The sequence below is a fragment of the Lentibacillus saliphilus genome (genome assembly GCF_019093865.1).
Lineage (GTDB): Bacteria > Bacillota > Bacilli > Bacillales > Amphibacillaceae > Lentibacillus_B > Lentibacillus_B saliphilus.
Map to the genome: position 1 here is coordinate 37,853 of NZ_JABJXD010000008.1, position 25,629 is coordinate 63,481.

The following is a 25,629-nucleotide window of genomic DNA, read 5'->3' on the forward strand; positions in this document are numbered from 1 at the left end:
GAAAAAACGACTACATATATGGATGCAGTCGTCTTATCAATTCATCATTGACGGGTAAACACGTTGGCGAGGTTGGCGAATTCGGCCATACTTAGTGATTCGCCTCTTCTCGTACCGTCTATATCAGCTTTTTCTAATAAGCTTGAAATCGTCTCTTTATCGTATGTATCTTTATAATACGTTGTTAAGTTATTTCGAAGGGTTTTCCGCCGTTGAGCGAAACTCGCGCGAACAAGCGCAAAAAAGGCTTCCTCATCATCTACTTGAACAGGGGGCTCAGCACGTTTGACCAATTTTAAAATACTCGAATCTACATTCGGCTGTGGCATGAAGGCTGTTTTAGGAACGGTCATGGCAACATGCGCTTCTGTATAATACTGTACAGCAATCGTCAGCGAGCCATAGCTTTTACTATTCGGTTCAGCAGCCATGCGTTGCGCAACTTCCTTTTGAATCATAACAGTAAGGCTATCAACAGGAAGGTTATCATGAAGCAGCTTCATTAAAATTGGTGTTGTTATATAGTAAGGGAGATTGGCAACGACATGAACGGGCTGATCCGCCTTGAAATGTGTTTGAATCGCTTCTGACACGTTTGCTTCTAAAATATCTTGATGGATAATCTGAACATTATCATAGTCGCTTAGCGTATCCTTTAGAACTGGCAGTAAACGCTGATCAATTTCAAATGCCAGCACCTTGTCGGCATGAATAGCCAGCTGCTCCGTAAGCGCTCCAATCCCTGGTCCAATTTCAATAACACCTGATGCTTGATCAATACCAGCATGATGAATAATGTTTTCCAAAATATTAACATCGATAAGGAAGTTTTGACCGAGACTTTTTTTAAACTTAAAATGATACTTCGATAGAATATCCTTCGTCCTTGATGGTGTGGCAATATATTTTTTATGACTCATGTTCATCAGCCTCCTGCAAAATGGCGGTCATCGCCTGATCAAGCTCTTGCTTATTTATATTGAACATCGTTAAGCGTCTCAGTAATTGCTTCCCGTTTGTATGACCAATGTTTAATCGCGTCCCGAGCTGTTCACGGCGCCGGCTTGAGCCTTCTCCACCAATCAAGCCGTATGACACAAGATCTTCTCGTGTAATATCACTTTGAGCGGCATCCTGACGTTCATAAACAACTGATAATGCCCGTTCAATCGCTTCTTTAGATGCGTGCTCTATTCCGAGACTTTTATTAGCTTGTCGTGATTTTGCCTCTTGTTTTTCCAAAAAAGCATGCTTACAGCCTGGAACGGCTTCATCAATTAAACTTCGAATACGTTGCCCAGGAAAGTCTGGATCTGTAAAAATGATGACACCCCGTTTTGCCTGCGCGTGGCGAATTTGATCAAGTGTCTGTTGATTCAATGCTGAGCCGTTTGTTTCAATTGTATCAGCATCAAGCACTTGCTTGATTTTTGCGGTGTCATCGCGGCCTTCAACGACAATAATTTCTTTAACTTTCAATGTTTGAGCCTCTTTCCATTCTTCAATAGTCATGCACTTGTACTAATCTATTTATTCTACAAAAAAACAACGCCCTTGTCATCATAACATGACAAGGGCGTTTTGCTAATCGAGTATTTTAATCTGGACTCTTCGATAGCCGAACCGTAACGCTTCTTTTCGCGTTGGAACATGTACATCAATACGGTGACCTTTGATCGCACCACCTGTATCCCCAGCAATCGCTTCACCATAGCCTTCCACCCATACACGCGTACCGAGCGGAATGAGATTAGGATCGACTGCAATAACCTTCTTATACGGATTAGCCTTTAAGTTAATACCTGTCGCGGTAATCCCTGAGCATCCGTTACAATATGCTGAATAAGCAGTTGCTGTAACTGTAAATGTTTTGCCACTCTTGCTTGTATCAGACAATGTCACGAGGTCAGGTTGTTTCGTTCCGACAGCGACAATTTTGTTTGAGCTTTCTTGAACAACATTCTCTTCAATAAGCTCTCTTGCAACTTCTTGACCATTTTCTAGTGTGACTTCATACGTTTTGACAACTTTACCTTCACTGCCATTAGCGATCACTTTTTGTTTCCCTTTGGCTAACGACCCATCACGTCTTGTCTCTGTTTGGAATGGGACCGACTGTTCAACTTCTTTTGTCGTCTTTTCCACACGTGTAACGTTAATAGGGGTCTGTTCGGTAACAACTTGATCCAAAGCCGGCTCTACCTTGTCTAACTCATTGAGCGTGATGTCTTGCTCTCTTAGTAAGCCTTCGATCGTGCCACCAGTTGTCCAAATGTCTTGTTTGTCGCCACCAACATTAATGGTTACTTTGAATGCTTTATCTATTGTAATGGTTTCTCCATCTTTGATCTGTTGATCAAGGTCGATAGAGATGTCGTCTTTTACAGAATAAGCTATGTTGTGTTCATTAAAAAATGCTTTAATGTCATCGGCTGTTGTGTAGTAAGTCTCTTTTTCACCATCGATGATAAGCGTGACTTTCTTTGCTGTCTCGTACTCAATCGTCATGCCGTCTTCGATTGCAGCATCCTGTGCATGTGATAAATAATCATGCTCTTTGACTGAAATGCTCAACTCGTCAAGCAGCACATCTACTGTATCAGCATGCGTTCTTACCGTTTGTTCATCATCGTTTGCGTGAACGGTTACTTCTGCTTTTGTTAGTTCAAAAACAGTAACACCTGCAAACACGGCAAGCAGGGCGATTCCAATACCTGAGACAACCAGCTTTAGTTTCGTGGCTGGCAAGAGCTTTGAAATGAATTTCATGCTATTGCCTCCTTTCAACGTCTCCGATTATACTCAGTACATATGTGCAATGTCAAAGCCTTTACGATTACGATTATTTTACAAATACATTACAATTCGTCCGAGAACAGAGTGTAAACTAGGCACAATAGGCGATTGAGCGATTCGGTTTAAACACAAAAAATAAGGCTGGACAGCTTGTCCAACCTCATCATCATCGATCGTTTTTAAATTTATTCATAACGCGTTATTCATTTTCAGGAGATATGTTAAAGCGTTTGAACGCATTTTCTGTTGTGATTTTCTCAATCTCGGCAACATCCATTTGCCGTAATTCGGCAATTTTCTCAGCTACAAGTGCGACATAAGCTGGCTCATTTCGTTTACCTCTATTTGGATGTGGCGCGAGAAATGGGGCATCCGTCTCAATTAAAAGCCGATCGAGAGGCACGGCTTTAGCAACATCTTTTGGCATAGTCGCATTTTTAAACGTGACAGGTCCACCTAATGAAATGTCAAAATTCATATCAAGACATGCTTGGACATACTCAACCGAGTCATTGTAACAATGCATGATACCGCCCACTTCAGCAGCATCCTCTTCTTGTAAGATCTGAATAATATCTTCTGTTGCTTCACGATTGTGTATAATAATTGGCATTTTGAGCTTTTTAGCGAGATGAATCTGCTTGCGAAACACATCCTTCTGAACATCTTTAGGTGATTTATCCCAATGATAATCGAGACCCATTTCGCCTAAAGCGACGACCTTTGGATGTGCGGACAGTTCTTCAATCCAGCTTAAATCCTCACCGGTCATATCAATTGCATCAACCGGATGCCAGCCTACAGCCGCATAAATCGTATCATGTTGTTCTGCAATTTCAAGCGCGAGGGGAATTGTTTCTCGGTCAAAGCCGACGACGACCATATAGTCTACACCAGCCGCTTTCGCCCGTTGAATCGTTTCCTCACGATCCTCAAAAAATTGCCTTGCATTTAAATGCACATGTGTATCAAACAGCACACAATCACTCCTTGTTTCGACCTAAGGTGAAAAGGCTGGGATAAAAGAGATTTACCGAATCATAATTCGAACAATACGGCCGCTCCGGAAATATACTTCGCGACCGACAAACACGATGCTTTAGTGTCGACGTTGGCGCAGGACGCGCCGAAACTAGGAGACCGCGGGCGGCTGGTGAGCCTCGGGCCAACAGGACGTTGGTCATGAAGGCGTTGCGACAGGAAGTCGCGACTTTAGCCTTCCTTCCCTACGCACTGCGGGGTCTCGCCTAGGCCTCTCCTCCCGCCGGAGTCTTCGTATATTTCCGGAGCTAATGTTGAGCATTGTTCGTCTTTTAAATTTAACTTTAAGTTTTTGTCCCAGCCACTTTTAAAAAGATTTATTTAACGACAGAGCCGTTTGGTAATGACTGCTCTACAGATGCTAGCACGAGGTGTCCTGCTTCGTCCTCACCACATAAAATCATCCCTTGTGACAGCTCGCCGCGTAGTTTAACAGGTTTTAAGTTTGTGACACAAATAACTTTCTTACCGACTAGCTCTTCTGGTTTATAATGCTCAGCAATACCAGACACAACTTGGCGCTTATCAGTGCCTACATCAAGCTGAAGCTTCAATAGCTTATCGGCTTTCTTCACCGGTTCTGCTTGTAACACTTCTGCAACACGCATATCCAGCTTCAAGAAGTCATCAAATACGATTTCGTCCTTTTGCTCAGACTGTGTTGCTTTCTTTTCCTTTTTTTCAGGTGCCGGTTTTTCCATGAATGCTTTGATCGCTTGGACTTCTTTCTCCACATCCAATCTTGGAAACAGCTGATTGCCTTTTTGTACCCGTGTTCCAGCAGCGATTAAGCCATCCTCTTTCAATGTATCCCAAGCCATCAGTGCATCGTCTTTAATGCCGAGCTGTTGAAAAATGCCAGCAGGGGCTTCTGTCAAAAATGGCTGTAACATAACAGCAACTTTCCGGAGAGATTCTGCTAAATGAGCCATTACATTGCCAAGACGCTCTTTCTTTGCGTCATCTTTAGCCAACACCCAAGGCTCATTCTCATCAATATACTTATTGCTTCGGCTAATTAATTGCCAAATCGATGACAAAGCAACAGAAAATTGCATAGACTCCATTGCCTCTTCAACATGCTGTATCGTTTCCTGAGACAGCTTCTCGAGCTCCTGATCAATGTCGGTCTCGCTTGCAACAAAAGCAGGGATGTGACCAGCAAAGTATTTTTCAATCATGGCCACTGTTCGGTTAAGCAAATTACCAAGGTCATTGGCTAAATCATAATTGGTCCGTTCAACAAAACCTTCAGGCGTAAATACACCGTCGTGACCAAAAGGCACTTCTCGCAGTAAGTAATATCTGAGCGCATCAAGGCCATAAATGTCGATCAATTTCACAGGATCAACAACATTGCCTTTCGATTTGGACATCTTACCGTCCTTCATTAAAATCCAACCGTGTGAGAAGATTTTCTTCGGCAACGGTAGATCAAGAGCCATCAACATGATTGGCCAATAAATCGTATGGAAACGGACAATTTCCTTACTCATAAGATGTACATCTGCTGGCCAATATTTTTGATAAAGTGTATCGTCATCACTGCCATAGCCAAGGGCGGTAATATAGTTTGTTAAAGCATCAATCCAGACGTAAATGACGTGCTTCGGATTGCCAGGTACTTTAATACCCCAGTCAAATGTTGTCCGAGAAACAGCAAGATCACCGAGTCCTGGTTTAATAAAGTTGTTGAGCATTTCGTTCTTACGACTTTCAGGCTGAATAAATTCAGGGTGTTCTTCATAATAAGCAACAAGTCGATCAACATACTTACTCATTTTAAAGAAATAAGATTCTTCTTTTACTTTCTCCACTTTGCCGCCACAATCAGGACAATTGCCTTCATCAAGCTGACGTTCTGTGAAGAAAGATTCACACGATGTACAATACCAGCCTTCATATTCATCAAGATAAATATCACCTTGCTCCATCAACTGGGCAAAGATTTTTTCGACAATTTCTTTATGACGTGTTTCTGTCGTCCGGATAAAATCATCATTACTTATCTTGAGCTTCTTCCATAAATCCTGAATTCGACTAACGATGTCATCAACGTATGCTTGTGGCGTAATACCCGCCTCTTCAGCCTTCCGTTGAATCTTTTGTCCGTGTTCATCAGTCCCTGTTAAATATCTAACATCATACCCACGTAGGCGTTTATAGCGTGCCATAGCATCTCCAGCAACCGTTGAATAGGCATGTCCGATATGTAAATTACCACTCGGATAATAAATTGGTGTTGTTATATAAAACGTATTATGATTTGTTTCCATCATTTACCTCCTCGTTTTTTTAACGCCCTTTATCGATGTAAAAAACTAATACCATTGTAGCGATTTTTCGTTGAAAATGCTACACTTCAGGCGTTTATTAATAATCCATTCATAGTAAAAAACAAGTAAATCATCCATTTTTTAGGTGTTGACGTTCATGGGTATCATTGGTAATATATTAAAATCATTTTCCAAAAGATACTAACCACAAAATCGTTAATGGAGGTACAACTATGAAATCAACAGGCATCGTACGAAAAGTGGATGATCTTGGACGTATCGTTATTCCGAAAGAACTTCGTAGGTCTCTTAATATTGATGTAAAAGACCCGCTCGAAATATACGTTGATCAGGAGAAAATTATCCTTCAAAAATATAATCCAGATTTTGCCTGCCTTCTTACAGGCGAAATATCAGACGACAACATGAGCCTAGCAGACGGCAAGATCGTCTTAAGTAAACATGCAGCACTCAAGCTCATAGAAGACATCAAGCAAAATTTGGAAAATGAATAAGCACATTAAAGTAGGCTGACAAAGACGTCAGCTCTTTTAATGTGTTCTCATGCAATGATCACAGAACTCAGTCAATGTGATAGGCTTGATATACGTCGCGTTTAGGTATGTTGCGATCAAGGGCCGCTTGTTTAATGGCAGATTTGCTCGACATCTGTTCGTCGACAATATAATGGTCCACATGCGCTTTAATCGTATATGATGCCCACCACATTGATTCGGTATCATTGGAGGTCTCATGAGCTCCTTCAACGACGATACAGCATTCACCTTTTATCGGATGCGTGTCCATCCAATCTACGAGTTCACGGACTGTGCCACGAACAAATTGCTCGTACTTCTTCGTCAGTTCCCTCGCAATCGCTATGTGCCGATCACCAAAGACGGACTCTATTGTCGACAGTGTATCCTTTACCCTGTATGGCGATTCATAAAAAATGAGTGTTGACGTATGCTGCTTGAGTCGTTCAAGCTCAGCGACTTTTTCTTTCGTTTTCCTCGGCAAAAAACCGATAAACGTGAACGCTGAAGCAGGCAACCCCGAACCAACCAGTGCACAGAGTGCAGCATTTGCCCCAGGTAAGACAACAACAGACAAATCCTTTTGAATTGCGGCGACCACTAAATCATGTCCTGGATCGGATATGGCTGGCATGCCAGCATCACTAACAACAGCAATTGTTTCACCTTGCTTTAACCGAGATATAAGGGCTTCTTCGCGTTCCTTTTTATTATGTTCATGATAACTTATTAAGGGCGTTTTAATGTCAAAGTGATTCAACAGTTTTTTTGTATGTCGTGTATCCTCGGCAGCGATAATCGTAACCGATTGAAGCACGCTTAACGCTCGATACGTAATATCCTCTAAATTACCAATCGGTGTCGGAACAACATATAACACACCAGAAGATGATGCTTCAAAGCTATTTTGGACATTCATGATGGAACCCCTCCTGTTCCGCGTTAATCAAAGTGAGCTTATCATGGCGACTCAGACGTTTGATTCGATATTCTTCGCGCATTGCTTCCACTTTTGTTTCAAAGGTTTTTTTATGAATCACTTTAAATGGTCCCCGACCACGTGTATATTTAGCGCCTTTTCCCGCTTCGTGCTGCTTTAGACGTCTTTCAAAATCATTTGTATAACCGGTATAAATAGAACCATCACGACATTCTAGCATATATACGACGTGGGCATTATCCATGAATGATCGCCTCAGCTTCATCCGTATAACTGCCATCTTCATGATAGATGTATAATGGGGGTAATATTTTCAGATCAGCCTGTCCATCACGTATTGCTTCTATTAAAAGCATATTCGCTTCTCGTCCTTTTTTCGGATAAACGAACCTTAGACGTTTCGGCTCTAGCTTATATGTACGGAACAGCGAAATAATATCAACCAGTCTGCCCGGACGATGCACCACCGATACCTTACCACCTGGTTTCACATGAAGCTTGCATGCCTTTACAACATCCTCAAGTGTACAGCGTACTTCATGTCTGGCGATCGTTAAATGCTCATTTTGATTAAGCTCCGTTTTGGCCGGGGTTGAGAAATAAGGCGGATTACAGGTCACAACATCATAGTTGCTATGACCAATGTCTGGTTGAAGGTCTTTTAAATCACCTTCTACAACCGCTATTTGCTCTTGAAGGTCATTCATTTCAACATTGCGCTTCGCCATACTGATGAGCCTAGGCTGTATATCAACCGCTGTTATAGTAGCGTGTGTTCTTCTCGACAAAAGAAGGGGAATAATGCCATTCCCTGTACCAAGATCCAGAATGCGTCCACGTTTGATGGGAACATAGGTGAAATTGGCGAGTAAAATGGCATCGAGTGAAAATGAGAACACGCTTGGACTTTGAATGATTTTCATCGTTTTATCAGCTGTTGCATAATCGAGTCGCTCATCATCATATAATTCAGTCATGCGTCTTAATCGTTCCTTTCTCTATTTGAGAAAGCTGTCCCACAGTCTCTTTTATCGACATGCGGGACAGCTTTTATCCTGATCATTTCGTCTTATTTAAAAACTCCAAGCAAAATAGGCAATCTTTATCCTGTCGCGGGCTTCCAAAGTGAACGTTGCAAATATGAAATCCCTCTTCATACAGCCTGGCCAGATTGTCATACCCTTCACCAGGAATTTCTGTAAAGCCCTTTTCCATCTCTTGATCGGCTGCTTTTTCAATATCTGTATCGAGACGATTTCTAAGGTGATGGTTTTCCATATCTAGACGGTTATTTTCTTCAAGTAAATGGCCTAGCTTTCTTTTTAAGTCGCCGAGCTGCTCGTACAGTTCACCAATCTGTTTCTCCATATCGGATACTTGGTTAAAGATTTCTCCTTTTTTCACGCTTATCTCACCCCACTATTCTGTGGCCCGGGCGGTAATGATGCCTTCTTCGATGAGTTCATCCACTGTGTATTCAATCATGCGTTCGTTCTCCGCAACCTCAATGTGAACAAGCTTTTCCAGCATGTTCAGGCCAACGACTTTCCCTTTTCCATATGATGTCATTACATTTGTACCCATGTCAGGTAGTTCTCGCTTTGCCTCTTCATATTGGTCATTTTCATATTTAAGACAGCACATAAGACGCCCACAAAGACCTGATATTTTTGCTGGATTAAGAGACAGGCTTTGATCCTTTGCCATTTTTATGGAAACAGGTTCAAAGTCCCCTAAAAAGGTCGAACAGCATAGCATACGACCACATGGGCCGATGCCACCGAGCATTTTTGCTTCATCACGAACACCGATTTGCCTTAACTCGATTCGCGTTTTAAATTGCGATGCCAAGTCTTTAACGAGACTACGAAAATCAACCCGGCCTTCTGCTGTGAAGTAAAATATAATCTTATTCCGATCAAACGTATACTCTACATCAACGAGCTTCATCTCTAAATTGTGCCCAGCGATTTTTTCGGAGCACGTCTGTAATGCTTCCTTTGCATGTGTATCATTTTCAACTACGGTGCGCTTATCTTCATCATCCGCAATGCGAATGACCTTTTTCAATGGCATGACGACATCTTCTTCATCAACCATGCGCTTTCCGATAACCGCTTTACCAAATTCGATTCCCCTGGCTGTTTCAACAATAACGTAATCGTTCAGTACGATATCATGACCAGCAGGATCGAAATAATATATTTTACCCGCTTTTTGAAAGCGGACACCTATGACTTGAATCAATTTTGATCACCTCTGTATTTGAAGTGCCAGTTGTTCTATTACAAGTGTCTGATGGACATTTTGTTGCAGCTGCCGTTTTGCAGCTAAAATATGTTGCAGAACAGCAAGCAATTTTTGTTGGGAAAACGCTAATACACCCTTTTGAATAAGGTCATCATTAGAGGTGAAGACCGTTAACCCACCCATTTTATCTAAATGCGCATACAATATGTCTCGATAAGCCAATAGTAATAAATCCAACCCTCTATCCTGCTGATGCCTTTCTTTGAAATGTGGCATCCAGCGATTATGAACAAATACGTACAATTCTTTCGGCTGTGTACAGGATATGTCCATCCATTGTATCATTAATTTTCTTGCATCTGCAAACCACACATCGTCATTAAGTGTCTTTGCTTCAGTTATATTGTTCGTCATTTCACTTATAAGTGTGGCACTGCGTTCATCCATACCCTCGTCTATGAGGCGTTGCTGAAATAGCGTTGGATCAAGAGGCTTCAAATCAATCATCTGACAGCGTGATCGAATTGTCGACAGCATAGATTGACTATTTTCAGTCAGCATGAGCGCTGTCGTATGTGAGCCTGGTTCCTCGAGAAATTTAAGAATGCGATTTGCTGCATTATTCGTCAGCTTATCTGCTTCCTTAATGATATAGACCTTTTGTGTCGATTCTAATGCCGAATAAGTAAATTCTTTTTGCAGGTGATCAATTTGTTCACGCTTAATTGATTGACCGTCTGGTACAATCCAATGCACGTCAGGATGGTTGCCTGAGGCGATTCGCTTACAATCCAGACATGTGCCACACGGCTCTACACCTGATTTATGAGCACAAAAGAGTGTACATGCTGTCAAAAAGGCGAGCGCTTCCTTACCGGTTCCGCGCGCGCCTTGAATCAAATATGCATGAGACATACGTCCTCTTTTTATACTGTTTGTCATAATCTTGCCTGCTAATGGCTGAACGGCAACGATATCGCTCCAAGTTTTCATAGTGTGATCTTCTTTCCTATTATTATTGCGCTCTTTATGCTGCTAAGTTAATGAGAAGTCCTTTAATTTCACCGATCATTCCTAATAAATCAACGGTCTTTTTCTCCTGACTCATTAAGTCCTCTGTTAAGGCAATGAGCTTTTCGTCTATTTCTTTCACAATGGCGAGCTTCTGACTGTTACCATTTAAATTAAAGCTATGATCTTGTTTTAGCTCTAATCCATTGTCAACAGTCTTCTTCAAAAACTCTCTCACCATCACTTTGAATTTCGCCAAGTCCTTGAAGGAACGAAAGCGCGCGAGTCTATCACCCTGCACTGTAATATTCTTCATCAATTGTTCAATTTCCTGCTGTCGGATATGCGTTGTGCTAGAACGCACCAATTGATCAAATGCTGATTTTCCTTCGGTTGACCGGGGGTGCTTTGTTGGTGTTGCATCGAGTTTAGATACCATGTCTTGATTGATTTTCATCGTCATTACCCCTCACGTGCATAACATACCATTCATTAAAATTGGAAGAATGATTCGATCGGTAAAATAAATACGGTTGCACCACCAACCTCGACTTTTACAGGTTTTGGAATATAAGAGTCGGCATTACCGCCCATCGGTGATATCGGTGCGACCATCTGTTCACGCTGTGAGCAATTGTCTCGAATGACATTCAACGCTTCATCAACGTATTCATCTTCACAACCAATCATTAACGTTGTATTTCCTTCTTTTAAAAATCCGCCTGTTGTTGCCAGTTTCGTCGTTTTAAAATTTCCTTCTCCCAGTGCGTCGACGAGCCGATTAGAATCCTTATCCTGCACAACGGCTATTATAAGTTTCAACGTTTTTACCTCCCATTAAATTTTGGTTTTATTCAAATAGGTCATTACATATGTGAGCGCATTCTCGGTAACCTCTTCTTCTGTTTGTGAGGCATCGATTATGCGAATGCGACTAGAGAATCGGTCTGCCAGCTGATGATACGCTTCATAAACGCGTTCATGAAATTGCATGTTTTCCATATCGAGACGGTTTTTTTCACGTTGATCATTTTGTGCGATCCGCCGTAAACCTTCTTCTGGAGTGATGTCAAACAAAAGTGTTAAATCAGGCATTGCGTTCTCGATCGCAAATTGGTTAATGTTAAGCACGTCTTCCATATCGAGGCCACGTGCGTATCCTTGATAGGCGAGACTTGAATCAATAAAACGATCACAGAGAACAATTTTGCCAGCTTTAAGAGCGGGAATGACTTTTTCTACTAAATGCTGACGACGTGATGCGGCGTATAAAAGGGCTTCTGTTCGGCCGTCCATCATCGTATGAGCTGGATCTAAAATAATATCCCTAATAGATTCTGCAATATCGATCCCACCAGGTTCACGTGTCACGACGACATCATATCCCTTTTCTCTAAGGATCGTGCCAATCGTTTTTAATATGGTGGTTTTGCCGGCACCTTCTCCACCCTCGATCGTAATAAATGAGCCTTTCACACGCGTTACTCCTTTTAGTCATCCAAAAAAGCAAGGATCACTTTATTATATGTGTACTTCTAGGATGATAGCATCCCATTTTTATGAATTTTAATGTTCTGTTACATACATTTAATATAACATAAACAGAGGCTTTCGGCATTTACTTCTCGTTATTTTGCGATGTCAAGATGATACGTTGGGCATAATTCGGGCATAAGAAAATGTCTTTGTGCTGAAACAAAGACATTCATGAGTCTAGGAATATAGTGTTGGTCTTGTAACTGGTTTTAATTTTTCGAGATAGTATTGATATTTTACTTCGCGAGGTTCTGTGTGGACCATATTGTATTCACAGTCCTGACAGATAAATAAGTGATATAAATGAATGCCATACGGTTTCTTTTCCTCGCAGATGCCACATTGCTCATACATGTGTTTGTCCATGCCTCCCACCTCCGTTAGTCACAGTGTGTCCAACAAGAGTGGAATCTATTCATAAATCTTTGAAACATGGAATCTTTTTTTTAGTTTTTTTAGCCAAGTATAAACAATTGAATGGCTGCGAGCGAGGCAACACCGAATAAGCCTAGAAATCCTGAAATAATTGATGTAAACAGATTGATCGGGATATGCAGGCCGAATGCGCCACCAAACACATTAAAAAAGAAGAGAAACAATACACCGATGCCAAGCTTTACCGTCCCTTGTGCAATCCAGCGCATCGGCTTAACTGGCGCACCGACAAATAACAATACGACGATTAATGCAACCATAATGGAAATAACGACTGTTGAATTCACCAAACCTCACCCCTCTAGAAAACTTGTCCACTAGCACTATATGCTTCAATAGAGAAGAAAAGAACCTAGGGCGTAAAGAAGAAACGTCATGTTGTTGAAACTGTTTTTTAGAGGTTTGCATCGGGGAAGCATGTATATATTGTGTTTTTCTGTGGCTGGCGTATTGATCGGGTAACGTTATTGTTGAAGGGGCTTTAGTTCAAATTATGCTCTAGCGGACGCCGGTCATGTTATGCGGCGGATTTACAATTTATGCGGTTGTGTGGGCGGTTATGCGGGGGCGGGGGCGGTTATGCGGTGCTTTTTCAATATATGCGTGCGGTTTGTGATATATGCGGCGCGTTTCTCGTTTATGAGTGAGGGGGTGTCATATATGCGTTTAGTTATGGCGCTCTCACATTATACGATCGGTTTTTTTGCTTTAAAAAAGGCAAGGAAGTCATTACTGCCTTCTTTGCCTTAATTGTAAGTTATGATGTTTAGCGATACATAATGGCGCTTACTTTGCGGTGTTTTGCTTCTCTTAGTAAATATAAGTATTTGGCGCGTGCCAAATGCTCCATATACAAAGCGTTCCATGTTGGATCGACGCTTTTTTCGGTAATCGCTCGCATTTGTTTCCAGTCATGCTCCAACGTGAAAATAGCGCTTAAAAGCTGCTCATCAATATCGCGTTTTTTTAGTCGCTTAGCCATGCTGTCACCTTATCCTATAGATCTCGTCTGCCTTCAAGTGCCTTGGACAGCGTGACCTCATCAGCATATTCAAGGTCCCCACCAACAGGCAACCCATGGGCAATGCGTGTCGTTTTAATACCTGATGGCTTCACAAGCCGCGAAATATACATAGCGGTTGCTTCACCTTCTATATTCGGATTTGTTGCTAGAATCAATTCTTCAACCTCTTCATTTTTCAACCGTTCAAGTAGGTCCGGTACATTGATGTCTTCAGGACCAATCCCATCCATTGGAGAGATTGCGCCATGAAGGACGTGGTATCTTCCGCGATATTCCTTCATTTTTTCCATAGCGATAACATCTTTCGGATCCTGCACCACACAGATAATAGATCCATCTCTGGATGTGTCCTGACATATGACACATGGATCTTGATCGGTAATATTACCACATGTTGAGCAATGAGTGAGCTCTCTCGTTGCATTCACGAGGGCATTAGCAAAGCCTAACACATCGTCATCTTCCATATTAATAATATGAAATGCGAGCCGGGATGCCGTCTTAGGACCGATACCCGGTAGCTTTGTAAAACTGTCAATCAGTTTTGAAATGGGTTCAGGATAGTACATAGATATGCCTCCTAGAACATTCCACCAGGTAATCCTTTCGTGAACTGTCCCATTGTGTCATTTGTTTTGTCATCTACTTGCTTAAGTACATCGTTTGTTGCAGCTAATACAAGATCTTGTAGCATTTCAACGTCATCTGGATCAACAACGTCTTCTTCTATTTTAACGTCAACAATTTCTTTTTTACCGTTTGCTGTAACAGTGACCATACCGCCACCTGCAGACGCTTCAAACGTCATTTCATGCAATTCTTCTTGTGCCTTCATCATTTTCTTTTGCATTTTTTGCATTTGCTTCATCATATTGTTCATATTTCCCTTCATGGAAAACCCTCCTCGTTTTTTTTACATCAATTTGTTTAATTGGACTTCAATTATATGAATGTTGCTTTAATCATGGATGTGTAATAAATCGTCGCCTACGAGCTTGCGTGCTTCTTCAATAAGTGGATCCTTCTGCTGATCGGTTTCTTCCGTCGTCGCCTGCTCTTGGCCTTTTATATATTCATTCCGCAGTTCCTGCCATTCATGTGCCGGAATCGGGATGATCTCCATTTGCTTGCCGAGCTCCTGTGCAAGAACTGTCTCAACGGTCTGACGGTTATCGAGAAACAATGAGCAGTGAATTTCATATTTAAACGCCACAACAAGTGACTCATCGGAAGCCGCTGCTGGCTTACTATCTTGAATCGTCGCATGAGCAGGTGCACTTCTCGTCTTTAAATTGTTCAAAAAGCTCGCCCATTTGCCATGAACATCCTTCAAGTTTGGCTTTGTCGCTTCTGATAAAACGTGGCGAATGCGCTCATAAGGTACTTTATAACCATTTTTATTTTGTCGAGCTGGTTGCCTACGTCGTTCAGGGGTAGGCGTTCCGGATGATTGTCCTTGTGGGGGGGCTTGTTGTACTTTTTCTAATTGTTGTTCAAGCCTTGCCAATTTATCCTGGAGTGCTTGCAGCTCAGTTGAATCAACAGCCTGTGTCGGCGTCTTTTCCTGTGATAAGCGATTTGTAATCGTCAACAGCGCCATCTCAATGAACACTTTTGGACTGTTCGTCCATTTGAGTTCCTGCTGACATTCATTTAACGTCATCATTGCTTCTTGAAGCCACTGAACTTGAACTGTCTCGGTGAGTGCTTTAAATGCATCGTTAACGACTGCGCGCTCCAGCATTCCCTCTAGAGTAGGTGCGCTTTTATACAGCAGGACGTCGCGTAAATAATAAATCATGTCAAACACGAAGCGGCCAGGGTCCTTACCGTGTTGAATGACGTCATCAAGAAGTGTTAATGCTGCGTTGACATCTCCGTCATGCATCGCTTTGACGACGTCGGTTAAGATGTGCTGAGCGACACCACCTGTTACAGCGAGCACTTCATCCATGCCGACATGTCCGTCACTGAATGACACTGCTTGATCGAGAATACTTAACGCATCTCGCATCCCGCCTTCTGCTGCAAGGGCAATCGCCTCAAGGGCGTCATTAGCTGCATCAATCGCTTCAGCCTCCGTAATGTATTGCATACGTTCGACCATCGCCTTGTTCGGGATTGGCTTAAAGTCAAACCGCTGACATCTCGAAAGGATCGTAAGCGGAATTTTATGCGGTTCTGTCGTAGCTAAAATAAACACAACATGCTTTGGTGGCTCCTCTAACGTCTTTAAAAGCGCGTTAAATGCACTCGTCGAAATCATGTGGACTTCATCGATGATATACACTTTGTAAGGAACAGAGCTTGCTGCATATTTCACCTTGTCCCGAATATCACGGATATCCTCTACACTCGTATGTGACGCAGCATCCATCTCGATCACATCGGAAATTGAACCGTCAAGAATGCCACGACATGCTGCACATTCATTACACGGTTCTTCTGTCGGTGCCTGCTCACAGTTGATCGTTTGGGCAAATATTTTCGCGGCACTCGTTTTCCCTGTACCACGTGGGCCGGAAAATACGTACGCATGCGAAAATTTCTGCTGCGTGATGGCATTTTGCAGTGTTCGGGTTATATGCGTCTGTCCAACAACATCCTTAAATGTTCTTGGACGCCATGTACGGTATAATGCCTGATAGCTCATCGTCTGCGTCCCCTTCAATAATATCTCTTCCATTATACCCGATTTGCAGGTCGATTGTGAACCATAGTGAGTGGATTTATGAAAGTGATGTATTCAAGCTTGAATAACCCATTAAAAATGAAAAACCCCTTTCGCCCAAATGACGAAAGGGGTTTTTCTATGTACACCGTGCACCCACTGTCGATGTGACAGCCCTATGCGTTACCTAGCTTCATGGCTCGGCCCAGGCGCTCCCGCGGCACACAGAAGGGACCACTTACTGCTGCTTCCTTCCGGACCTGACAGGGTTCATGGGTTTCTGTTGCGCAGGACCTGAACGTCAACACCACTCCACTAGGGCAGACCATAAAGCCGCCACACCTCGAATGGGAATTCAGCCTTGCTATAGCGGATTGCAAGTACAGGGCACCGCTACCTCCCCGCCTAGCACGGTACTCTATATTATACTGGTCTCGTTTCTAAAATGCAATGCCTTCCTTTTGTTTGGATATATTTTACTCGTTAAAGAGTATTTGGTCAAAGCACACAAGATTTATTCCAACGCATCAGGCGTATCGTTCATTTCAGATGGATGCTTTGTTTTTCTTTTTTCCCTTAATGCTCGAAAAAAATCAGTAAGTAATCGGCTACACGTCTCTTGAAGCACCCCTGTTCTCACTTCAACCTGATGATTAAAACGATCGTCTTCTAATAGGTTCATCAAGCTTCCTGCACAGCCTGCTTTTGGATCAGCTGCCCCGTACACAACACGCTTTATTCGTGATTGCACAATTGCACCAGCACACATTGGACATGGTTCAAGGGTCACATACAATGTACAATCCTCTAGACGCCAGCTGCCGATTTTCTGATTTGCTTCCTCAATCGCATACAATTCAGCGTGTGACAACGTTTTTTCCGTCGCTTCTCTTAAATTATGACCGGTTGCAATGATATTTCCATCATATACAATGACGGCTCCAATAGGGACTTCACCGAGCTCTTGAGCCTTGCGGGCCTGTTCAATGGCTGCGGCCATATATACTTCATCTAACATATGTGTTCACACACTTTCTCATCATTTTTCGCTTCATATTGTTGATCCTACTTTTCTAACAGCTCTTTTCCTATTCAATGATCAATGTATTTGTTAAACTATTGGCAAATCATCATATTTATTATGTAAATAGGAGATACTGATCATTATTATTATACATCCAGTTTAACCTAAACGATACTCATTTTGAATAGATGGGGTGATGTGAGTGACAACTGCTCTGTTTAATGAATTCACATGGTATAACATATGGGGTCCAGGTTGGCTAATACTTATGTTCGTGATTGGGTATTTATATACACAGTATATTGTGCGCTCACCTGAATATGAATTATTGGCAGGAAAACGTGCGCTTTTTTATGGCGCGCTCGGCTTGTTATATGTGCTTCATGGCAGCCCATTTTCAATTATTGCGGATCATTATTTATTCAGCGCCCTTATGCTACAAATGGCTGGTACGTTATTTATCGCCGTCCCCTTCATGATCCTTGGTCTACCGACAAGCTGGTTTCGAAAATTCGTTTGGAATCATAAATTACGCTTGTCTATGGCGATTGCGGGGCATCCTTGGATAACCGTCATTATATTTAATGCACTGTTTACTGCCTATTTCATGCCAAGCATTTTTAATATCGTCCACGAAAGTATTGTATTGTCTTTGATCGTTAAAGCGACGTTGTTCGTTTATGCCTTTTTTATGTGGTGGGTCATTATGAATCCACTCCCCGGCTTGAATGAGCTCGCTTATTTAACTCGTATTGCGTACATTTTCGTAGCGGCGCTTTCACTCATGCCGATCGGTTTTTTCTTTCTCATTGTACAAAACGCGCATTATCCCGTCTACGAAGCTGGTGCAGGAGCTATTTTTCCTGCGATGACCGCCATTTACGATCAGCAATTCGCTGGTGGGATTTTGAAACTCATTCAGCTGTCGAGCTTTATTTTTGCCATGTTCCAGATTTTAAAAAAGTGGGGGCGTGAGGAAGAAGCGTTAGAAGGCACAGTCGATGATAAAAACATTCGCATCGTCCAAGGGATTGTCATTCGACTCGACCAGAAAAAATAGCTGTCCAGACTGAATGGATGGGCATAACCAACTCCCCTCGTTCATACATTGTATAAGAGTGCTATGCCATGATGAAGGAGGGGTTATTGTGCAAATTCACGTTGTCAAACCAGGTGACACGTTATTTAATATCGCAAATACATATGGCACAACGATTCAAGCCATCAGTGATGCGAATGAAATTGATCCGTCGTTACCACTCGTTGTAGGTCAGACACTGGTCATTCCGATTGTTGGGCAATTTTATTTCGTTCAGCCCGGTGATTCTCTGTTTACGATCGCCCAAAAATTTGGGACGACATATCAAAATCTCGCACAGGTCAACAGCATTCCTGTTAATTTCACGCTTCCGATTGGCTTCCGACTTTATATACCGCCACGGCCAAAAGTACCTGCTACAGCAAATGCCTATGTTGAGCCGATCGGTAATACCGTATCTGAGACACTAGAAAATTCGGCGCGAAAAGCAGCACCTTATTTGACGTATCTTGCACCGTTTAGCTACAGAGTCAATCGCGATGGTACGCTCTCACCACCGCCTTTAAATGATTTTAAAGCAATTGCTGAAGCGAACGGTGCTAACTTGATGCTCGTCGTGTCCAATCTTGAAGAGGGGGCATTCAGCTCAGAGCTCGGGAACATTATATTAACTGTCCAAGCGGTTCAGAATACATTACTAGACAATATTATTAACACTGCAAAAGAAGTCGGTTTTACAGACGTTCATTTTGATTTTGAATTTTTACCACAGAATGATCGTGAGGCATACAATACTTTTTTGCGGAAGGCTAAGGAAAGATTGTCACAAGAAGGGTTGTTAATGTCTACCGCCCTTGCGCCAAAAACGAGCGCTACTCAGAGTGGACTTTTGTACGAAGCGCATGATTATGCCGCCCACGGAGAAATTGCCGATTTTGTCGTGTTGATGACGTATGAGTGGGGGTATAGCGGTGGGCCACCACTACCTGTTTCTCCGATCAATGAGGTCCGTAAAGTCGTCAATTATGCATTAACCGAAATGCCCGCCGAAAAAATTCTGCTTGGACAAAATTTATACGGCTATGATTGGACGTTGCCATTTGAACAAGGTGGAGATCCGGCGCGTGCGCTCAGCCCACAGCAAGCGATCGCCCTTGCCCGCGAACAAAACGTGGCGATCGAATACGATACAACAGCTCAAGCCCCATTTTTCACGTATTATGACGCAAATGGTGCCCAGCATGAAGTATGGTTTGAGGACGCGCGGTCAATACAGGCTAAGTTTGATTTAATCAAGGAGCTCGGATTACGTGGCATTAGCTATTGGAAGCTCGGTCTCGCCTTCCCACAAAATTGGCTTTTGCTACAGGATAATTTTGATATTCGCAAGCTGTGAGAGGACAGTTCGGCATAGATTAAAATGATCATTGCATATATGGCATGTAAGCAAAATCCCCTTCCCGTCGTCTTTTTCTGGAGGGGGATTTAAGATGTCAGCATCTACACTGGCCACATATCTCTTGGGTTCATTTCGTATATTCCATTTTCTCGGTACATGAACTGCGCCATAATCCACTCGCGACGAATGGTAGCAAAATCGTCATGGTATTGTTGTATGTGTGCGTTAATATCCTTTTCTTCATATGATTGACCTTGCTCTAAGCCGCCAAGCATATATTCAAGTAAAACGAGCTTCTTCTTGCGCTGTGCCGGCAACTGTTTTAAGCGACCATCTTTTTCTGTAAAGTTACGGATCAGCTTCGCCTTTTCTTCCTCATTAATATCGAACACTTCAAACATGTGCTCACCTCCAATCCGATTAATCGCAGTTGACATTTGTTCAAGCTTCCGTTCATTCAAATGAAAATAAATTGTGTTTTTATCGCGACGTTGATAAATGACGTCAATGTCTTTTAATTTGGCAATATGGTGTGAAATGGTTGGTGCTTTCAGCTTTAATTTTCCAGCAATGGCTTGACCATGAAGCGGGCCATTTTTCAATAAAGCAATGATACGTATGCGGGTTTTATCGCCTAACGTTTTATGAAAGCGAACGAGTCGATCTAATTGCATGATTTTACCTCCCATCTAATTAGATTATAATCTAATTAGATATATGTGTAAATAGATAGCATAAAAAAGGAGCATCACTGCTCCTTTTAAACTTAGTTTATTTTTCTAATGTAGATGTGTCGCCTGTTGGAAGGCCGAGCTCCCATGATTTCAATAGACGGCGCATAATTTTACCGCTGCGTGTTTTTGGAATCGAATCGACGATCGTCAGTTCACGTGGTGCGGCATGTGCACTGAGACCTGTTTTTACAAACTGGCGAATGTCTTCAAGTAGGTCATCTGATTGTTCATACCCATCATTTAACGTAATAAACGCTTTAATGATTTCTCCACGCTCTGGATCGGGTTTGCCGATCACGCCGGCTTCAGCAACAGCTGCATGCTCTAACAGCTTGCTTTCCACTTCAAATGGTCCAACGCGCTCTCCAGACGTATTAATAACGTCATCGAGTCTTCCTTGGAACCAGAAATAACCATCTTCATCACGATAAGCACTGTCTCCTGATACATACCAGCCATTTATAAAATAGCTGTCATATTTACCTGGATTGTTCCAAACCGTCCGCATCATTGCCGGCCAGCCTGCTTTGATCGCAAGATTGCCCATTTGATTCGGTGGGATTTCATTGCCTTCATGATCTACAATAGATGCTTCAATGCCAGGAACGGGCTTACCCATTGAGCCGGGACGAATTTCCTCAGAAGGCAGGTTAACGATCATATGGGCACCTGTCTCTGTCATCCACCACGTATCATGGATACGGAGATTTAACGTATTCATCCCCCATGTAATGACCTCTGGGTTAAGTGGTTCCCCAACACTGAGCAAATGACGCAAGGAAGAGAGGTCAAATTGTTTAACCGTCTTTTCACCGGCACTCACGAGCTTACGCAAAGCTGTTGGCGCTGTGTACCAAACGGTTACATCATAGTTTTCAATGGTTTGATACCATGATTCTGGCGTAAAACGTCCTCCACGTACGACATTCGTAACACCATGCAGCCACGGACCAAATACGCCATAGCTCGTCCCGGTCACCCAGCCTGGATCAGCTGTACACCAATAAATGTCATCTTCTTTTAAATCAAGTGTCCAATAAGCCGTCATGTACTGTTGGATCATCGCATTGTGTACGTGTAAGATGCCTTTCGGTTTACCCGTTGAGCCTGACGTGTAATGGAGCACCATGCCGTCTTCAAGATCGACCCATTCAATATCAAATTGCGAGGATGCTTGAGCCATTTCTAATTTAAAATCAATATATTTTTCGGATGGATGATCGTGGTCACCGACAAGAACGATTTTTTCTAATGCTGGTAAGTCAGCTTCAGGAATACGCTCAAGCAGTTCAGGCGTTGTGATGAGCATTTTTGCTTCACTATTTTCCAACCTGTCACGAACGGCTTGCTCCATAAAAGCTTCGAAAAGCGGCCCAGCGATGGCGCCTGTTTTTAAAATGCCGAAAAATGATACGTAAAATTCAGGGGTTCTCGGAAGAAATAAAAAAACACGATCGCCTTTTTGAATGTCATACGCTTTAAGGACGTTGGCAAATTGATTGCTTTTTTCACTCATTTCCTTAAAGGTTAACGCTTCTTCACGATCAGGTGATGAATAATAGAGTGCTACTTTGTCCTTTTTGGCAGGATCCGCAGCATGCCGATCGATTGCTTCATAAGCCATGTTGACCTTTCCCGTTTTGTCCCAGCTGAAGTATTGGTGGACATCCTCCCATGAAAAAGTCTCACGCATCTGACCATAATCTTGTAAATTAAATTCCCCTTCTTGTGCGGGTATGCGCTGCATATCCATCAAATCACCTCTCCTATAATTTGAAATCGGTTACAAACATCAATGTTTGTACCAAAGTTGTGTTATTTCAGATGATAGTCATTATTTTAGAACATTTTGTGACATTTTTAAAGAGTAAACATTTAAAAGTATGAATTTTTTAACGAGGGAGAGCTAACAAATGGACCTCCTTGTAACGGATGTCCATTTGTTTTAAAACGGTCTTCAATTCATGTTTATGTTACGGGAAGAACAGTATGTCATATGTCAACTTGAAATTTTTTTATCATTTCAAGGTTATTGAGCATGCATTATTGGTGAGGGGGTGTGCTGCCTCTGCTGCTTAGTACGTATGTATGTTTCTCACAAAAACGGCTCAGTGTAGGTTAAACTCAAGAAGTGTGTGTCTGGTAGGAGCTGTTCATCATGGTCGTCAAAATCGGGCAGTAGGTAGGTCGACATATTTGTGTAGACCAGCTTGCTTTTGGAAACATGACGGCAGCGGCATGATGTGATATATGCGGCTGTTTTTCTATTTATGCGGTTGCCCTGGTGGTTATGCGGCGCATTTTCAACTTATGGGTGCGATTTCTGGTTTATGCGGTTTGTTTTGCATATATACGTTAGATTCACGATATATGCGTTGGCATTTGGATATATGCGGTTGTGCGTTTTTTTCATAGATGACTATCATTGGTTTCCAATCTACAGACGAACGTTAGTATTGATCATACAACTTATCAAACCAACTCATATCGATAGGACCATTTACAACTTCATAATAATCACCGTCATTAGTATGTAAGCGATCTTCATAAATGGAGGCGATGATCGGGTTGCTGTCTTTTGGATAAATCGTAATTGTATACCCTTTTTCTTTAGAAACATCACTATTCCATTCACGATCTTTCATCTTTTTCACCCGATATTGGCTCAAAAGCTCGCTTAATGTTTTGGCGTCTTCCAGTTCATCTGTTCTCAAACGATGATCAATTTGTACGTAATCAACTTTATCTATATTAAAGCTAATGACTTCATTTAAGTCTTTTTCTTTATAGTCATTGACGACAAAAATAACTGGTATCGCAATCATAACGGCAATTGGGATTAACATGGTTTGACGGGTTACAAGTCCCTTGCTTACGGCAAATGTCGTTAGTATGTTGGACAAGTATCCAGATAAGGGAATCACAATTATACAGTAAAGTGTAATCGTCATGATGATTGTAAAATCATTCACTTTCCACAGCATCCAATAGTTATAAAGCACTTTAAAAAGATACGCGTGTATTAAAAGTAAGATGATGAACACCATCGCAAATAAACCTTTTTCCTTAACGATTTCAATCCACCCCTTTATAGTTTGACTATTCACTTTACATGTCTGTGTTCACTTATTTTAGCACAAAAATCTAATAATTAAAATATAACTAAAAAATAAAAAGTATAACACACAACAAAAAACCTTAGATGAATGAGACGTGCTTATTCCATCTAAGGTTACAGCTTTAACATATTGGTAACGCCCCCGGCAGGATTCGAACCTGCGACACATGGTTTAGGAAACCAATGCTCTATCCCCTGAGCTACGGGGGCAAAAAAGCAAGCATTACTATTATACAAAAATACCTTCCTATTGAAAAGCGAATCTTTTTTTCACATGGAACATCAATCGGTTGTGTGATAAAATAAAAACATTGTCGAACGTTGATGGGAGGAATGAGGATGCAGGACGTCCCTTTTATAGCGATAGAAGGACCAATCGGCGTTGGAAAGACATCACTTGCCAAGAAGCTATCGGTCCACTTTGATTACCACTTGCTGAAGGAAATCGTTGAGGAAAATCCCTTTTTGGGTAAATTTTACGATGATATTGATGAGTGGAGCTTTCAAACTGAAATGTTCTTTTTATGCAATCGCTACAAGCAGTTAGAAGACATCGAAAAGAAGTATTTAAACGTACAAAAACCGGTCATTGCCGATTACCATATATCGAAAAACATGATTTTTGCACAGCGCACCTTGCACAATGAAAAATTTACGAAATACGAGCAAATCTATCATATATTAACGAAGGATATGCCACTTCCAAACATGCTTATTTACATCCATGCAGGGCTTGATACACTCATGGAGCGTATTCGCATGCGCGGACGGGATATTGAACAGAACATTAAACCGTCCTATTTGGCCCAGCTTTCCGAAGACTACGAGAGCTATATGAAATCATTTGAACAGCTTCATCCGGACATTCCTGTAATTCGAATTAACGGAGACGAGCTTGATTTTGTTAAAAAGCAACACGACTTAGAACAGATTATCGCCGACGTTAGTGGCTTTTTAAACCATCATACATCGAACGTATAAGTGAGGTACACACATGAAAAATCTTAGAAGCGTTTACAATATTCCGAACGACAGCATCATTACAATTGCCGGAACAGTGGGCATTGGTAAATCTACGATGACGAACGCCCTTGCGAAGGCGCTTAACTTCAAGACGTCTTTCGAGAAGGTTGACACGAACCCTTATCTCGAAAAATTTTACTATGATTTTGAACGGTGGAGCTTTCATCTGCAAATCTACTTCCTTGCTGAACGGTTTAAAGAGCAGAAGAAGATTTTTGAATATGGCGGTGGCTTTATTCAAGACCGCTCCATCTATGAAGATACCGGTATTTTCGCTAAAATGCACTATGACAACGGAACCATGTCACCAACCGACTATGAAACATATACGAACTTATTTGAGGCGATGGTGATGACACCGTATTTCCCACATCCCGACTTATTAATCTATCTTGAAGGGTCCTTCGAGGAGATTATGGAACGGATTAATAAACGTGGCCGCGAAATGGAAAAGAATACGCCAATTTCATACTGGGAAGATATGTACAACCGATATGAAAATTGGGTGAACAACTTTAACGCCTGTCCGATCATGCGCTTAAGCATTGCAGATTACGATATTGTCGAAGAAGAAGGATCTATTGAACCAATCCTAGAAAAAATCGGGCACTTTATCCAGCAATCACGCAAATGGAAAGCTGGTCAGCTATAACGATACGATTAAACAGGTCGTTAGCAAGACGGTAAATCAAGTAGCAGAAACGCATATATCCCATATGCGCCGCATAAAAAGCGATTCAACCGCATATATGCTCAAATAGACGCATATCGATCAA

General features: G+C 42.0%; 29 protein-coding genes, 1 tRNA gene and 1 other RNA gene. 5 read left to right on the top strand and 26 right to left on the bottom strand.

Translation table 11 applies throughout. From position 1 onward, the window contains the following. Nucleotides 1-44: 44 nt before the first annotated feature. The 5 genes from rsmA to metG all read right to left on the bottom strand — a co-directional run bounded on the left by rsmA (nt 45) and on the right by metG (nt 6,113). Nucleotides 45-920, bottom strand: coding sequence for a 16S rRNA (adenine(1518)-N(6)/adenine(1519)-N(6))-dimethyltransferase RsmA (rsmA, locus tag HPC67_RS12235; protein WP_217588364.1), 876 nt, complete (start codon nt 918-920; stop codon nt 45-47). After that, entirely contained in the window at nt 910-1,479 is a 570-nt protein-coding gene (rnmV, locus tag HPC67_RS12240) for a ribonuclease M5 (protein ID WP_217588365.1), read from the bottom strand. Before rnmV ends, rsmA begins: the two co-directional genes overlap by 11 nt. Before the next feature lie 105 nt (nt 1,480-1,584). Then, nucleotides 1,585-2,769: a resuscitation-promoting factor gene (locus HPC67_RS12245; RefSeq protein WP_217588366.1), complete on the bottom strand. Its 1,185-nt coding sequence runs from the start codon at nt 2,767-2,769 to the stop codon at nt 1,585-1,587. Nucleotides 2,770-2,995: 226 nt separating this feature from the next. Continuing rightward, nucleotides 2,996-3,775 (bottom strand): TatD family hydrolase, encoded by a 780-nt coding sequence (locus HPC67_RS12250; RefSeq protein WP_217588368.1) that lies wholly within the window; start codon nt 3,773-3,775, stop codon nt 2,996-2,998. A gap of 379 nt (nt 3,776-4,154) precedes the next feature. Beyond that, on the bottom strand, nt 4,155-6,113 hold the full coding sequence (gene metG, locus HPC67_RS12255) for a methionine--tRNA ligase (RefSeq protein ID WP_217588370.1): 1,959 nt from the start codon (nt 6,111-6,113) through the stop codon (nt 4,155-4,157). A 233-nt stretch (nt 6,114-6,346) separates the two neighbouring features. On the opposite strand from metG, the gene HPC67_RS12260 reads away from it, so the two are divergent. Beyond that, entirely contained in the window at nt 6,347-6,628 is a 282-nt protein-coding gene (locus tag HPC67_RS12260) for an AbrB/MazE/SpoVT family DNA-binding domain-containing protein (RefSeq protein ID WP_217588372.1), read from the top strand. 67 nt (nt 6,629-6,695) lie between these two features. On the opposite strand, the gene rsmI is transcribed toward HPC67_RS12260, so the two are convergent. The 17 genes from rsmI to tadA all read right to left on the bottom strand — a co-directional run bounded on the left by rsmI (nt 6,696) and on the right by tadA (nt 17,534). Continuing rightward, on the bottom strand, nt 6,696-7,568 hold the full coding sequence (rsmI, locus tag HPC67_RS12265; protein WP_217588373.1) for a 16S rRNA (cytidine(1402)-2'-O)-methyltransferase: 873 nt from the start codon (nt 7,566-7,568) through the stop codon (nt 6,696-6,698). After that, nucleotides 7,552-7,833 carry a GIY-YIG nuclease family protein gene (locus HPC67_RS12270; protein ID WP_217588374.1) on the bottom strand — a complete coding sequence of 94 codons (282 nt, stop codon included), beginning with the start codon at nt 7,831-7,833 and terminating at the stop codon, nt 7,552-7,554. The genes rsmI and HPC67_RS12270 overlap by 17 nt, the downstream gene beginning before the upstream one ends. Further along, complete coding sequence (locus HPC67_RS12275) at nt 7,826-8,566, bottom strand: tRNA1(Val) (adenine(37)-N6)-methyltransferase (protein WP_217588375.1); 741 nt, start codon at nt 8,564-8,566, stop codon at nt 7,826-7,828. The genes HPC67_RS12270 and HPC67_RS12275 overlap by 8 nt, the downstream gene beginning before the upstream one ends. An 82-nt stretch (nt 8,567-8,648) precedes the next feature. Further along, complete coding sequence (gene yabA / locus HPC67_RS12280) at nt 8,649-8,993, bottom strand: DNA replication initiation control protein YabA (RefSeq protein ID WP_217588376.1); 345 nt, start codon at nt 8,991-8,993, stop codon at nt 8,649-8,651. A gap of 15 nt (nt 8,994-9,008) precedes the next feature. Further along, a complete protein-coding gene (locus tag HPC67_RS12285) occupies nt 9,009-9,836 on the bottom strand; it encodes a PSP1 domain-containing protein (protein WP_217588378.1) in 828 nt (275 codons plus the stop codon). 6 nt (nt 9,837-9,842) lie between these two features. Beyond that, nucleotides 9,843-10,832 carry a DNA polymerase III subunit delta' gene (gene holB / locus HPC67_RS12290; RefSeq protein ID WP_217588379.1) on the bottom strand — a complete coding sequence of 330 codons (990 nt, stop codon included), beginning with the start codon at nt 10,830-10,832 and terminating at the stop codon, nt 9,843-9,845. A gap of 34 nt (nt 10,833-10,866) precedes the next feature. Further along, nucleotides 10,867-11,307 carry a YaaR family protein gene (locus HPC67_RS12295; RefSeq protein ID WP_217588380.1) on the bottom strand — a complete coding sequence of 147 codons (441 nt, stop codon included), beginning with the start codon at nt 11,305-11,307 and terminating at the stop codon, nt 10,867-10,869. A gap of 35 nt (nt 11,308-11,342) precedes the next feature. Then, nucleotides 11,343-11,672, bottom strand: coding sequence for a cyclic-di-AMP receptor (locus tag HPC67_RS12300; RefSeq protein ID WP_217588381.1), 330 nt, complete (start codon nt 11,670-11,672; stop codon nt 11,343-11,345). Nucleotides 11,673-11,687: 15 nt separating this feature from the next. Then, entirely contained in the window at nt 11,688-12,326 is a 639-nt protein-coding gene (gene tmk, locus HPC67_RS12305) for a dTMP kinase (RefSeq protein WP_217588382.1), read from the bottom strand. 237 nt (nt 12,327-12,563) lie between these two features. Next, complete coding sequence (locus tag HPC67_RS12310; protein ID WP_217588384.1) at nt 12,564-12,752, bottom strand: sigma factor G inhibitor Gin; 189 nt, start codon at nt 12,750-12,752, stop codon at nt 12,564-12,566. A gap of 89 nt (nt 12,753-12,841) precedes the next feature. Further along, nucleotides 12,842-13,108 carry a pro-sigmaK processing inhibitor BofA family protein gene (locus tag HPC67_RS12315; protein ID WP_217588385.1) on the bottom strand — a complete coding sequence of 89 codons (267 nt, stop codon included), beginning with the start codon at nt 13,106-13,108 and terminating at the stop codon, nt 12,842-12,844. Nucleotides 13,109-13,587: 479 nt separating this feature from the next. Beyond that, on the bottom strand, nt 13,588-13,803 hold the full coding sequence (locus tag HPC67_RS12320) for a YaaL family protein (RefSeq protein ID WP_217588386.1): 216 nt from the start codon (nt 13,801-13,803) through the stop codon (nt 13,588-13,590). 14 nt (nt 13,804-13,817) lie between these two features. Then, on the bottom strand, nt 13,818-14,414 hold the full coding sequence (gene recR, locus HPC67_RS12325; RefSeq protein ID WP_217588387.1) for a recombination mediator RecR: 597 nt from the start codon (nt 14,412-14,414) through the stop codon (nt 13,818-13,820). An 11-nt stretch (nt 14,415-14,425) separates the two neighbouring features. Beyond that, nucleotides 14,426-14,737, bottom strand: coding sequence for a YbaB/EbfC family nucleoid-associated protein (locus HPC67_RS12330; protein WP_217588388.1), 312 nt, complete (start codon nt 14,735-14,737; stop codon nt 14,426-14,428). A 66-nt stretch (nt 14,738-14,803) separates the two neighbouring features. After that, nucleotides 14,804-16,498: a DNA polymerase III subunit gamma/tau gene (dnaX, locus tag HPC67_RS12335; RefSeq protein ID WP_217588389.1), complete on the bottom strand. Its 1,695-nt coding sequence runs from the start codon at nt 16,496-16,498 to the stop codon at nt 14,804-14,806. Nucleotides 16,499-16,664: 166 nt separating this feature from the next. Further along, an RNA gene (gene ffs, locus HPC67_RS12340) (signal recognition particle sRNA large type) lies at nt 16,665-16,930 on the bottom strand. A 100-nt stretch (nt 16,931-17,030) separates the two neighbouring features. Beyond that, complete coding sequence (tadA, locus tag HPC67_RS12345) at nt 17,031-17,534, bottom strand: tRNA adenosine(34) deaminase TadA (RefSeq protein WP_217588391.1); 504 nt, start codon at nt 17,532-17,534, stop codon at nt 17,031-17,033. Nucleotides 17,535-17,742: 208 nt separating this feature from the next. On the opposite strand from tadA, the gene HPC67_RS12350 reads away from it, so the two are divergent. Beyond that, the gene (locus HPC67_RS12350; RefSeq protein ID WP_217588392.1) at nt 17,743-18,600 is read left to right on the top strand and encodes a cytochrome c oxidase assembly protein; all 858 of its coding nucleotides are present in this window, start codon (nt 17,743-17,745) and stop codon (nt 18,598-18,600) included. An 88-nt stretch (nt 18,601-18,688) separates the two neighbouring features. Continuing rightward, entirely contained in the window at nt 18,689-19,975 is a 1,287-nt protein-coding gene (locus HPC67_RS12355; RefSeq protein WP_217588393.1) for a glycoside hydrolase family 18 protein, read from the top strand. Between the two features lie 104 nt (nt 19,976-20,079). Here the strand turns inward: HPC67_RS12355 and HPC67_RS12360 are convergent, their stop codons facing one another. From HPC67_RS12360 to HPC67_RS12375, 4 genes are all read right to left on the bottom strand, one after another. Next, nucleotides 20,080-20,652, bottom strand: coding sequence for a DUF2087 domain-containing protein (locus tag HPC67_RS12360; RefSeq protein WP_217588398.1), 573 nt, complete (start codon nt 20,650-20,652; stop codon nt 20,080-20,082). Between the two features lie 97 nt (nt 20,653-20,749). Further along, nucleotides 20,750-22,465, bottom strand: coding sequence for an acetate--CoA ligase (gene acsA, locus HPC67_RS12365; protein WP_217588399.1), 1,716 nt, complete (start codon nt 22,463-22,465; stop codon nt 20,750-20,752). A 697-nt stretch (nt 22,466-23,162) separates the two neighbouring features. Further along, nucleotides 23,163-23,684: a hypothetical protein gene (locus HPC67_RS12370; protein WP_217588400.1), complete on the bottom strand. Its 522-nt coding sequence runs from the start codon at nt 23,682-23,684 to the stop codon at nt 23,163-23,165. A 283-nt stretch (nt 23,685-23,967) separates the two neighbouring features. Then, nucleotides 23,968-24,040, bottom strand: a tRNA-Arg gene (locus tag HPC67_RS12375). 129 nt (nt 24,041-24,169) lie between these two features. Between HPC67_RS12375 and HPC67_RS12380 the strand changes: the two genes are divergently transcribed. Both HPC67_RS12380 and HPC67_RS12385 read left to right on the top strand, forming a co-directional pair. Further along, the gene (locus HPC67_RS12380; protein ID WP_217588401.1) at nt 24,170-24,811 is read left to right on the top strand and encodes a deoxynucleoside kinase; all 642 of its coding nucleotides are present in this window, start codon (nt 24,170-24,172) and stop codon (nt 24,809-24,811) included. A 13-nt stretch (nt 24,812-24,824) separates the two neighbouring features. Beyond that, nucleotides 24,825-25,505: a deoxynucleoside kinase gene (locus tag HPC67_RS12385; RefSeq protein ID WP_217588402.1), complete on the top strand. Its 681-nt coding sequence runs from the start codon at nt 24,825-24,827 to the stop codon at nt 25,503-25,505. The last annotated feature ends 124 nt before the right edge of the window (nt 25,506-25,629 follow it).